This window comes from Pradoshia sp. (genome assembly GCF_051873915.1).
Classification (GTDB): Bacteria; Bacillota; Bacilli; order Bacillales; family Pradoshiaceae; genus Pradoshia.
Map to the genome: position 1 here is coordinate 9937 of NZ_JBJEFJ010000184.1, position 11542 is coordinate 21478.

General features: G+C 43.4%; 12 protein-coding genes. 10 read left to right on the forward strand and 2 right to left on the reverse strand.

Features of this window, described 5'->3' with window-relative positions; translation table 11 throughout:
- Positions 1 to 139: 139 nt before the first annotated feature.
- Positions 140 to 853, forward strand: a complete 714-nt coding sequence (locus tag ACI35L_RS16075) for a pseudouridine synthase (protein WP_049669824.1) — start codon at positions 140 to 142, stop codon at positions 851 to 853.
- Between the two features lie 51 nt (positions 854 to 904).
- Here the strand turns inward: ACI35L_RS16075 and ACI35L_RS16080 are convergent, their stop codons facing one another.
- On the reverse strand, positions 905 to 1126 hold the full coding sequence (locus ACI35L_RS16080) for a DeoR family transcriptional regulator (protein ID WP_049669825.1): 222 nt from the start codon (positions 1124 to 1126) through the stop codon (positions 905 to 907).
- Positions 1127 to 1497: 371 nt separating this feature from the next.
- Between ACI35L_RS16080 and pepV the strand changes: the two genes are divergently transcribed.
- The 7 genes from pepV to ACI35L_RS16115 all read left to right on the forward strand — a co-directional run bounded on the left by pepV (position 1498) and on the right by ACI35L_RS16115 (position 9480).
- Positions 1498 to 2907, forward strand: coding sequence for a dipeptidase PepV (pepV, locus tag ACI35L_RS16085; RefSeq protein WP_439803303.1), 1410 nt, complete (start codon positions 1498 to 1500; stop codon positions 2905 to 2907).
- Positions 2908 to 2947: 40 nt separating this feature from the next.
- On the forward strand, positions 2948 to 3805 hold the full coding sequence (dat, locus tag ACI35L_RS16090; RefSeq protein ID WP_439803304.1) for a D-amino-acid transaminase: 858 nt from the start codon (positions 2948 to 2950) through the stop codon (positions 3803 to 3805).
- A gap of 108 nt (positions 3806 to 3913) precedes the next feature.
- Entirely contained in the window at positions 3914 to 4477 is a 564-nt protein-coding gene (gene thpR, locus ACI35L_RS16095; RefSeq protein ID WP_049669828.1) for an RNA 2',3'-cyclic phosphodiesterase, read from the forward strand.
- 31 nt (positions 4478 to 4508) lie between these two features.
- Positions 4509 to 5498, forward strand: a complete 990-nt coding sequence (locus ACI35L_RS16100) for an NERD domain-containing protein (protein ID WP_439803305.1) — start codon at positions 4509 to 4511, stop codon at positions 5496 to 5498.
- Entirely contained in the window at positions 5464 to 6423 is a 960-nt protein-coding gene (locus ACI35L_RS16105) for a diacylglycerol/lipid kinase family protein (protein WP_439803306.1), read from the forward strand. Before ACI35L_RS16100 ends, ACI35L_RS16105 begins: the two co-directional genes overlap by 35 nt.
- A complete protein-coding gene (gene pulA / locus ACI35L_RS16110; RefSeq protein WP_439803307.1) occupies positions 6420 to 8579 on the forward strand; it encodes a type I pullulanase in 2160 nt (719 codons plus the stop codon). The genes ACI35L_RS16105 and pulA overlap by 4 nt, the downstream gene beginning before the upstream one ends.
- Positions 8580 to 8703: 124 nt before the next feature.
- Positions 8704 to 9480 carry a phosphotransferase gene (locus tag ACI35L_RS16115; RefSeq protein ID WP_439803310.1) on the forward strand — a complete coding sequence of 259 codons (777 nt, stop codon included), beginning with the start codon at positions 8704 to 8706 and terminating at the stop codon, positions 9478 to 9480.
- Here the strand turns inward: ACI35L_RS16115 and ACI35L_RS16120 are convergent.
- Positions 9468 to 9746, reverse strand: a complete 279-nt coding sequence (locus tag ACI35L_RS16120) for a YtzH-like family protein (protein ID WP_049669832.1) — start codon at positions 9744 to 9746, stop codon at positions 9468 to 9470. The two genes, ACI35L_RS16115 and ACI35L_RS16120, sit on opposite strands and share 13 nt — an antisense overlap.
- Positions 9747 to 9954: 208 nt before the next feature.
- On the opposite strand from ACI35L_RS16120, the gene trmB reads away from it, so the two are divergent.
- A complete protein-coding gene (gene trmB, locus ACI35L_RS16125) occupies positions 9955 to 10590 on the forward strand; it encodes a tRNA (guanosine(46)-N7)-methyltransferase TrmB (protein WP_049669833.1) in 636 nt (211 codons plus the stop codon).
- 48 nt (positions 10591 to 10638) lie between these two features.
- Positions 10639 to 11484 (forward strand): YtnP family quorum-quenching lactonase, encoded by an 846-nt coding sequence (locus ACI35L_RS16130; RefSeq protein WP_049669834.1) that lies wholly within the window; start codon positions 10639 to 10641, stop codon positions 11482 to 11484.
- Positions 11485 to 11542: the final 58 nt, after the last annotated feature.

Below are 11542 nucleotides of genomic sequence, written 5' to 3' on the forward strand. Positions count from 1 at the left end.
GGATTAGGAGGAGCTTGCTGCCGGCTTTCCTGTTCGACCGACATGGGGTGGAAATAGGATGAATAATACATGGAAACACTCCTTGTGTTTGAATTTGTACCGTACAGTTTATTCAAATAATGATAAATAGGTGATACAGATGAGAATCGATAAATTACTCGCTAATTCCGGCTTTGGAAGTAGAAAGGATGTTAAGAAATTATTGAAATCAGGAGCGGTCCTCTGCAATGAGAAGAAAATCACGGATGCAAAGGCACATGTTGATCCTGAGCAAGACCAAATCATGGTTCATGGTGAATTGGTTGAATACAGGGAGTTTATATATGTCATGATGAATAAGCCGCAGGGCTATATTTCCGCGACAGAGGATGACCGCCTTCAGACGGTTCTTGATTTATTGGAACCTGAGGATGCTTACATGAAGCCATTCCCTGTCGGACGCCTTGACCGAGATACAGAGGGACTGCTTGTCCTGACCAATGACGGCCAGCTTGCTCATGATGTGCTCGCACCGAAAAAGCATGTGCCGAAGACCTATTATGCGGTCATTGATGGAGCGGTAGATGAAGTGGACATTGAACGGTTTAAACAAGGTGTAACCTTAGATGATGGATATGTAACAAAGCCTGGTGAGCTGACTATTCTTAAAAGCGGGACACAATCGGAAATCGAGCTGATTATTACAGAGGGCAAGTTCCATCAGGTGAAGCGGATGTTTGAAGCCGTAGGGAAAAAGGTTGTCTATTTAAAGCGAATTGCGATGGGTGCTCTTCTGCTTGATGAAAGCCTTGAGCCTGGTGAATATCGAGAGATGACAGAAGAGGAATTAGTGCTGATGCAAAAGCGCTCATGAGAAAAAGAAGACCGGAGACGGTCTTCTTTTTCTTTTAAGGAAAGACTGTTATTACGAGGTTAATTTAACTTTCTTTTGGGTGGTGGTCCACTTTCCACGACTGGGACTAACAACAAGTTCGTTATAAGCTAACACATTTAAGTCCCTTTGAATCGTGCGCGGAGTAATACCGAATTCATCGACCAGTTCTTGGGTCGTGACGGTACCATTACGAACAATAAACATGTAAATGGACTTAATTCTTGTAAGCATACGGTTTGTTGAAGGTTTCAAAAAACCACTCCTTATGGATAGTTTCCGATGGCAACATCATACATTCATCCTGCTGTATTACTTGTTTACCATAACCACCTCTTTAAGTTATCACCTTTTCAGCACTCCTTTAATTAGAAGCTTCATCCTTGAAGTCTTTCTAGTACTATAATACCCCTCCCTTTTCATGAAATCCATAGGTTCAGCTCAAAAAATTGAAAATTCATTTAATAATACATATAAATGGCTGGTACTATTTATGACTTCTTTCACTAATAATGTGTCCCAAAAAATCAACATTATATCGAATCAGTGTATTGGAAAATATATTTTAGGCATACATGATATAATAACGATATTGAAGGATAGTGAATGAAAAGAGGTTAACGGGAATGCAAATTAATTGGCAAAAAGAAGTGGAACAAAGAAAAGAACAATTGATTCAGGATACGCAAAGATTGCTTCAAATTAAGAGCACACTTGATGAAGAAACGGCAACGAAGGAAATTCCATTCGGCAAAGGAATCAAGGAAGCGCTTGATTTCATGCTGGATCTTGGTGAAAAGGACGGCTTTGCGGTAAAAAATATTGATAATTATGGAGCCCATCTTGAAATGGGACAAGGAGATGAACTGCTCGGTATATTGGGTCATCTAGATGTTGTTCCAGAAGGAGATGGATGGACAACTGATCCTTATTCAGCTGATATTCGTAATGGCAGAATCTATGCACGGGGAGCCATGGATGATAAAGGACCGACAATGGCAGCCTATTATGCCATGAAAATTGTAAAAGACCTTGGCGTGGATGTTAATAAACGTGTCCGATTGATTCTTGGAACAGATGAAGAAAGTGATTGGCGCTGCATGGATCATTATTTTGAGAAAGAAGAGACGCCAACGGTTGGCTTTGTGCCAGATGCTGATTTCCCTATTATTTATGCAGAGAAAGGAATTGCTGATTTCACCTATGAATTCGATGGTTCTCGCATGGAAGGAAAAGAAGCTACCTTGAAGAGCCTTTCTGCCGGTCAGCGCTTTAATATGGTGCCTGAATTCGCTAAAGCAGTGATTACAGCTGACAGCCAATATGCCGGAGATTGGGAGAAGCGGTATGGCGACTTTTGTGCAGAGAATGAATTGACTGGTACATATACGGTGAAAGGGCAGGAGATCACGATTACGCTTGATGGGGTATCTGTCCATGGGATGGAACCGGATTTAGGTGTTAATGCCGGCCTCCGGCTAGTGGACTTTTTAGTCACACTTCCATTTGAAGGGGATGATTTCCGCTTCCTGACATTCGTGCACAATTATTTAAGCAAGGAGTCAAGAGGACGTGAGCTTGGTGTTGCCTACCATGATGAGATTACGAAGGATCTAACAATCAATTATGGCATTATTTCATATGAACATGGCGGAAAAGGCAAAATCGCCTTTAATATGCGCTATCCTGTTACATTTGACTTTGATAAGGGCTGGTCTGTACTTGAGAAAACAGCGGCCGATCATGGATTCTCTATTCAAATGAAAACCCATTTAGGTCCTCATCATGTAGACGCGGATAGTGAGCTAGTCAAAACCCTTCAAAAAATATATGAGGAGCATACGGGAGAAAAGGCTGAACTGCTCGCAATCGGAGGAGGAACGTACGCGCGTGCAATCAAGAATGCCGTAGCCTTTGGTCCTTTGTTCCCGGGGAGAGAAGATGTTGCCCATCAAAAGGATGAATACATCATTATTGAGGATATGTTAAAGGCGACAGCGATGTATGCTCAAGCCATATATGAATTAACGAGATAAAGAATGCTTTCATTTACGAACATAAGGGGAGATGGGGAATATGAGTTATATCGTTTTTAATGGAAAGCTTTCGAAAAGAGAGACAATCACCATTGATATCGAGGACCGCGGCTATCAGTTTGGCGATGGAATCTATGAGGTTGTCCGTGTCTATAATGGGCGATTGTTCACATGGCAGGAGCATGTAGACCGTCTTTTTGCAAGTGCAGAGAAGATTCGCATGTCCATTCCATATACGAAGGAAGAAATGAAGACGATAATGGAAAGCCTGATTGAGAAGAATCAATTGTCTGAAGGGACGATTTACTTACAGCTGACAAGGGGAGTAGCACCAAGAAATCATGCCTTCCCAGCAAATGATGTAAAAGCAGTCCTAGTTGCCTATACACGGCAAAGCAAGAGACCAGCGGATTTGATGGAAAGGGGTGTTGATGCCTTGGTCGTACCTGACAAGCGTTGGCTTCATTGTGATATTAAGAGCCTGAACCTGCTCGGAAATGTATTGGCCCATCAAGAAGCCCTTGATGCGGGATGCTATGAAGCAATCCTTCATCGGGACGGAATCATTACAGAGGGAAGCCATACAAATGTGTCCATCGTGTCAAATGGGACTGTGTATACCCATCCAGCAAATAATCTTATCTTAAATGGAATCTCCCGCATGGTTATGCTTAAAGCATGTGAGAGCAAATCCATTCCTTATGAGGAAAAGGCTTTTACGGTTGATGATCTATCGCATGCTGACGAGGTGTTTATCACCTCTACGACGCTTGAGATTACGCCGGTACGAATGATCAATGGGCAGCCTGTCGGGTCAGGGGACCGATATCCGATTATACGGAAACTGCAGGATGCCTTTATACAGGAGATTGAGGCTGAGTGCGGCCCGCTCCATTAAGCAGTAATTGCCTGGAATAGAATTGTTCCGGGCTTTTTTTCTATTACTAACCTAATCATATCGCTGACCGCGGTTAAAATAAGTGTAAAATAATAAAGGAGATAACCGATGAACAGAAGAAGCCATTATTTCTTTGCGCTGGAATTACCGAAGGAATGTAAACGGGAATTGAATGATTGGGCAGGAAGAGCAGGGGATGTCTATGCCTTTAAAAGCTGGGTGCATCCAGAGGATTATCATATCACCTTAGCCTTTCTAGGGGCCGCTGAGCAGGACAAGCTCAAGATAGCATTAAAACTCATTGAACAGAAGATTGCACAATATCAGCCATTCTTGATTGAAATAAACGGGCTGGGAACATTTGGCCAGAAGGACAGTCCTCGTATCCTTTGGGCAGATTCTGAGAAATCAACGATGATGCAGACTGTGCGGGAAATGGTATACAATGCCTGTCTTGAAGCGGGATTTGAACTAGATACGAAGCCTTTTGTTCCACATATAACGTTAGCAAGAAGGAGCAAGAATAAGATTGAACCAGGAAGCATTACGGAATGGGGAAGCGGGCTGCCTAGAATAGAACCATGCGAAATCAAGAATGTAGTCCTTTATCGGACGGATACAGAGAAACAGCCAAAGTATGAACCCATCGTGCGCTTTGCGATAGGAAAATGACTGGAAGAACAAAGGGGAAGGATGGGGACCAATGAGTCAATTGATTAAGCTGCAAGACTTCATTTCCCGATATGAACAGGATATTTACCATTATTCTTCACAATTTGTCCATGTGAAGAATGAAGAGTGGTCACGTTTAAAGAAAGCCTATGAAGCCGGTGATCTAAGCCGGTACTTAATTGGGGGAGAGATGGATTCTCCCTCTTTAGAGGAAGATACGCGCCCTTTTCGACAAAGAATCAAAAAATTCTTCTTAAAGGAGAGGGGAGAGGTAAGGGAAGAGGCTGCTGTTTCTGTAAAGCAGGAGAAACCACCTATTGAAGCTCCGCGTTTCCTGCGTACAGTCCCAGAAGATGAGCAGGAGTTAAAGCAATCATTTCTGGATTACTTTTATCCATTTCAGCTGAAGTGGGCTGTGACAGCAAGTGATGAAGGGCCTCTGCATCTGGGTCGCTATCAATTCGACCGGAATCTGCGCTTTTTCCTTCAGCGTATTCCGGATAATTGCCTGGTATTATACAAACCGGTGCTGGAATGGAAGAATGCGCCTGTAGAGCTGGAAATCATTCTGCTCACGCCATCGGAGGCTTGGTGTCTGACCGTGCTTGAGGCAGAGGATGATGCCGTTTTTGTCGGCGGTAAAGACCGTTTTTGGACAAGGACACATCATGATAAGGCAGATAAAAAAGTGCTCGACCCGACTATCACATTAAAACGGATGCAATGGATTCTTGAACAGATTTTTGCTGCTAAGGATATGGTGTTTCCGATTCGAAAAGGCATTATTTGCCGTAATGGCTATATTAATCAGTTGCACACATCTATTGATCAGGAAATCATCGATAAGAGGAGATTTGATGATTGGTTCAGCTCCATCCGTCATAACCGTTCTGCCATGAAGAATCTGCAGTTAAAGGCAGCACAGGCCTTATTGGCGTATGGCAGTTCGATTAGAAACAATAAGGAAGAGGAGTTAATGGATAATCATGGGGAAAGCAGAAGTGAGAGGGGATTCTCTTGAACGAAGAACCTACTATTTCATTATTAATCCTGCCGCCAAAAATGCGGGTAGCTTAAAAGTCTGGGAGAAAACAAAGGAGACCCTTGATAGGGAAGGGATATCTTATTCTTATGCCTTTACTGAATATAAGGGACATGGTGTTGCACTGGCTAGAGAGTTTCTTCAAAGCACTGGAGATGCCATTCTTGTAGCTGTAGGGGGCGATGGCACTATTCATGAGGTCGCAAACGGTGCGGCCGGTTTCCCAGGAGTAAGGATTGCTTATATCCCTGCAGGGTCCGGTAATGACTTTGCAAGGGGTGAGGGAATTGATTCGCGCCCATTGCAGGCATTATCAGGTTTGCTCCATTCGAATAAGGTGAGACCTATTGACCTTGGATTTTATAAAACAAGCAGTGGTAAGGGTTATTTATTGAACAGTTTGGGTATTGGATTGGATGCGGCCATTACGGAAGCCGTTAACCAATCACGGATGAAACACTATTTTAATAAGCTTGGAGCGGGAAAAATCATCTACTTGGCCTACTTCCTGTGGAAGTGGATGACCTATAAACCAGGGGAGATGGAAGTGGAGATTGACGGTGAGTCTCATTCGTTCACAAACACTTGGCTTGTGAATGTGTCAAATCATCCATATTTTGGCGGAGGCATTAAGATATCCCCGAATGCTAAACCAGATGACGGGGTCTTTCATATACTAGTCATACATAATATTCCGAGGCTTAAGCTCCTTTTAATGTTCAGTACGGTTCTTTGGGGAGGCCACTTAAAGCTTCGGGGTGTAGATTCATTTGAGGGAAGAACGATTCGTGTTACCTCCTCATTCGAAGTGCCGATTCAGGCTGATGGTGAGAATGTTGGAGCTGGCGAAGCTTTTATTGAGTTGAAGCATCATATGGTCAAACTAGCAGTTCAAGGAGAGTGAATACATTGTATACAGGCAGATTTTCGGCTTTTTTAGATGCCTTAGATCAAATTACCATCTTAATTCCTCACTCCTACCGGGTGAATGAAAAGCTATTCTTCATGCTTTTTTTTGAAGGGCAAAGAATGGGGGAGCTACGAGTTGATGAAGTCATTCAAATCGAACATTATACCAAGTACATATGCACAGCCCCATTCGAGGTACCACTTGGTGAAGAATATCAAATAGAAGACGACAAGGGAATGGCTTTTGCTCTCCAGACAGGTGCGGTTATCCGCACACCGGAGTTTGATGAAATGTATCAATATGATGGAGAGGATATGGGCGCCATCTATGAGAAGGAAAAAACAGTCTTTAAGGTATGGGCACCAACAGCAACGAATGTAAAGCTTAAGCTGATTAATGAGTTTGGCACCGAAAAGGGAACCATACCGATGCATCGGGGAGAGCAGGGAGTATGGCACTTAACCGTCCATCAAAATTTAGAGAATCATTTCTATTCTTATTTGGTGAGAGTCAATTACATTTGGCGGGAAGCAACAGACCCTTATGCAAAGGCAGTTTCTGTCAATGGGCAATATAGTGCAGTCATTGACATGTCCCAATATAAGAAGCATGACTATTCATTGCCGAAGCTGGAAAGCCCGGTTGATGCCATCATCTATGAAACACATGTGCGCGATTTTTCTCATCATCATAATAGCGGCATGAATGCAAAAGGAAAATATGCAGCATTTAGTGAGACAGCGACAAAAACGACTAAGGGCTACTCAAGCGGAATCCAATATTTGCAGGAATTAGGGGTAACCCATATTGAGCTCATGCCGGTCAATGATTTTGCCGGAGTGGATGAGACTGTGATAGGCAAGGAATATAATTGGGGGTATAATCCGAGACATTTCTTTGCTCCGGCAGGGAATTACAGCGCAAAGCCCCATGTTCCTGGGAAACGGATTGAGGAATTAAAGGAACTGATTGAGAGCGTTCATCAGCATGGCTTAGGCGTTATTATTGATGTTGTCTTTAACCATGTTTTCCAGAAGGAAATCTCAAACTTTGAGAAAATTGTTCCAGGCTATTATTTCCGCTATGGTGCGAATGGGATGCCTTCCAATGGCAGCGGCTGCGGCAATGATCTCGCCTCCGAGCGTTTTATGGTAAGAAAGCTTATTGTATCTGCCGTTAAATATTGGCTGGAGTTCTACCAAATTGATGGGTTCCGTTTTGATTTAATGGGCCTTCTTGATCTAGAGACTATGAAGGAGGTTGAAAAAACCATTCATTCCATTAAGCCGGATGCCATCATCATTGGAGAAGGATGGGACCTCCCGACCGCTCTATCGGGTGCTGATAAAACGACAATCAGCAATTCACACAAGATTGAAAATGTCGGTTTCTTTAACGATAAATTCAGGGATTCTATTAAAGGGAGTAATTTCAACCTGAAGGATACGGGCTATGTTACAGGGAAGGAATTCAGCCATGAGGAGTTCTCTCAACTTGTCCTAAACATTGGAGAGGATTATCCGCTCGGACCTGAGCAGTCCGTTAATTTTGTAGAATGCCATGATAACCATACCCTATGGGACCGCCTCCAGCTCGCAAACGGAGCAGAGTCAAATGAATCAAGAAAGAGGCGTCATCGCTTTGCCACGAGTATTGCCATCCTTTCGCAAGGGATTCCATTCCTGCACAGCGGCCAAGAATTCTTCCGGACGAAGCATGGTATTGAAAATAGCTATTGCTCACCAGATTGGATTAATGAGCTGAATTGGGATTTACGTGAGCAGAACGAAGAGACGATTTCATATTTAAGGTGCTTGATGGCTATTCGTAAAAGCCATGGGGCTTTCAGGTTCCGGAGCAGGGAAGAAATCGAAACCCATGCAAAAATGCTTGATCTGTCCCCAGCTTGCCACAGCCTGTTATATGATGATGTAGGCGAGTATGGAAGATGGGAGAGGCTTCTTGTTGTCTATCATCATGGGGAGCAGCCAACAGAGGTTGAACTTCCGGGGGAACAGGAATGGGGCATGATTTGCGGGGACTGCGGATATACAGCAGAACAGGGTGTCGAAATGGATATCAAGCATTTCACACTCGAGCCGTTAACAACGTATGTGTTTGTTCAGAATAATTGTTGTTCGAACACTTGACGAAAGCGGTATAAACCTACTAAAATTTAAGGAGATGGCTATTGAAGAAAAGCAGTCAATGGCTGTCTTTTTTATTTATATGGAAATTATGCCATACAAGTTTACGTTATTGAAGGTGAATACCATGGATTATTTAGGGCGAGAATGGGAGATAACACCTGCCGGAGGAGCGACAGGCGAAGCATTCATTGCCAGGCATGATGAGCAGAAGCTATTTTTAAAGAGAAATTCTTCTCCTTTCTTAGCTGTGCTGTCGGCCGAGGGAATTGTGCCAAAGCTTATCTGGACAAAGAGATTAGAGAATGGTGATGTGATTACAGCCCAGGAATGGATGAATGGAAGGGAACTGACTCCCGCAGAGATGTGTGAAGAATCAGTTGCAGAATTACTGCAGAAGATCCATCAATCCACACCTTTGTTAAATATGCTCCGACGCCTAGGAAAAACAGCCCAAACGCCTATTCAAATCCTGGCTTCCGTGAAGAACTCTCTTGATGGAGAGCTCAAGGAAGACAAAGCCATAAAGGAAACGATTCATTTCCTAGAACAGCATGTGAATGATGTGAAGTGTGATCATTATGTTGTTTGCCATGGAGATATTAATCATAATAACTTGCTTTTATGTGATCAAGGGAACCTATACCTCGTTGACTGGGACGAAGCAATCATTGCTGACCCTGCCATGGATATAGGAATGCTCTTATATTCATATGTAGAGAAGGACCAATGGGAGCAGTGGCTGGTGAATTATGGCTTAAGCCTTACCCCAGAATTACGATTGCGGATGAAATGGTTTGTCCTCACTCAAATGATTCAAACAACGGCCCTGCACAAAAAGAAAAACCGGCTCGCTGATATGAACCGGTGTATTGAATACTTATCCTTCGCTCAGGAATATTGAGTGATATCCTCAACCCAGCCTGCAAGTTTCTGTTGATGAGATTCAATATGATTTTCCAGATTGGCGGCATGGATGCCGCTTTGGCTGTATTGGTAAATCTCTTGCAGCACCGACATGGTCGCCTCATCAACACTAGGCTGCCTCATCAGCGAAGTTACCGTCCTCTCCAGCTGTTCGCATTCTGATTGAGAACCGCAGCAATCCTCCTGATGATTGTTCAATATATCTTTAAGAAGCATCCAACTGTGATTTTGTGACAGGGGCATATGATTCCCTTCCTTCCCTTATTGAATATGCTATAGCTTGTGTTACTTAAGAACCGATTATTCATGATAAATCCGGCCTGTAAGCCGGTTTTTGTTTTGTTCAGGGCATTTTAGAATAAGAAGAACCTTTGTGAAAAGAAAGCCAGCATGGAATTTCTGTTCATGATGTGCTACTCTTTTTACGTAAATTCAGCGGAGGTGCACGATTTTGAGACAACGTTATAAACCGTGGGCAAAGGAGAAACTCCAAAATAACCCATATTTCTGCATACAGGAACCAGCAAAGCACAAAGGCGCATGGTCTGAAGTGTTTGGAAATACGAATCCTATCCATATCGAGGTTGGAACAGGAAAAGGTCAATTCATTAATGGCATGGCCCAACAAAACCCTGATATCAACTATATCGGCATCGAGCTTGCAGACCGCGTCATCGTTACGGCGCTTGATCGTTTGCTTGAATCCAATCTGCCGAACGTGAAGCTGCTTAATGTGAATGCGCTTGAGCTTCCGGATATTTTCGCCGAGGGAGAGGTATCACGCGTATATTTGAACTTCTCCGATCCATGGCCGAAAACACGCCACGAGAAGAGAAGACTTACGTATAAGACTTTTCTTGACTTATATAAAGGAATTTTGCCGGAACATGGAGAAATTCATTTTAAGACAGATAATCGCGGACTGTTCGAATATTCCCTTGTCAGCTTTTCGCACTATGGTATGAAATTGAACTATGTCAGCCTTGATTTACACAATAGTGACTTTGAAGGAAATGTCATGACGGAATATGAACAGAAATTCTCCGCGAAGGGCAACCCTATCTATCGCTGTGAGGCAGCCTTTTAATATCTGTCCTTCTTAAGATGCGCAATCCATGATAAAGGGGAGAAACCATTGGAGAATTTGCAGTTCGGGAAGTTTACATTGACATGGCTTAATGGCGGAGATACTCATATGGATGGAGGGGCGATGTTCGGGGTAGTACCGAAGCCGCTCTGGTCCAAAAAGTATCCTGTCAATGAAAAAAACCAAATCGAATTGAGATCAGATCCTATATTGGTTCAGGCAGAAGGAAAGAACTACTTAATTGATTCTGGAATCGGCAAAGGCAAATTGACGGAGAAGCAGCTTCGCAATTACGGCGTGAGTGAGGAATCGAAGCTTGAGGAAGATTTGGAAAAGCTCGGTTTAACGACGGATGATATTGACGGCGTTCTCATGACTCATCTGCATTTTGACCATGCCTGCGGCTTGACCTGCTACCAAGATGGCAAGCTGAAAAGCGTATTTCCAAATGCAGTCATCTACACCTCGAGGGTAGAATGGGATGAAATGAGGCAGCCGAATATTCGCTCACGCAATACGTATTGGGAAGAGAATTGGAAGCCGATTGAAGGTCAGGTTAAGACCTTTGAAAAAGAGCTCACTATTGCAGAAGGCATCAAAATGGTCCACACTGGCGGACATAGTGACGGACACTGCATCATCGTAATGGAGCAAGACGGCGAGCTGCTTCTTCATATGGCTGATCTGATGCCGACCACAGCCCATCAAAATTCACTTTGGGTCCTTGCCTATGATGATTACCCGATGGACTCAATTGGTGCGAAAGAAAAATGGGTCAAGCATGGTATCCAGAGCGGTGCCTGGTTTACGTTTTATCATGATTACGCTCATCGCGCCATCAAATGGGATGCGAGCGGCAAGGAAGTCATGAAGAAGGTAGAACGGAAAAGATAATGAAGAGAAAGCCCTGTATGAGTCCACCATAACGGACTTTTACAGGGTCTTTTTTGTT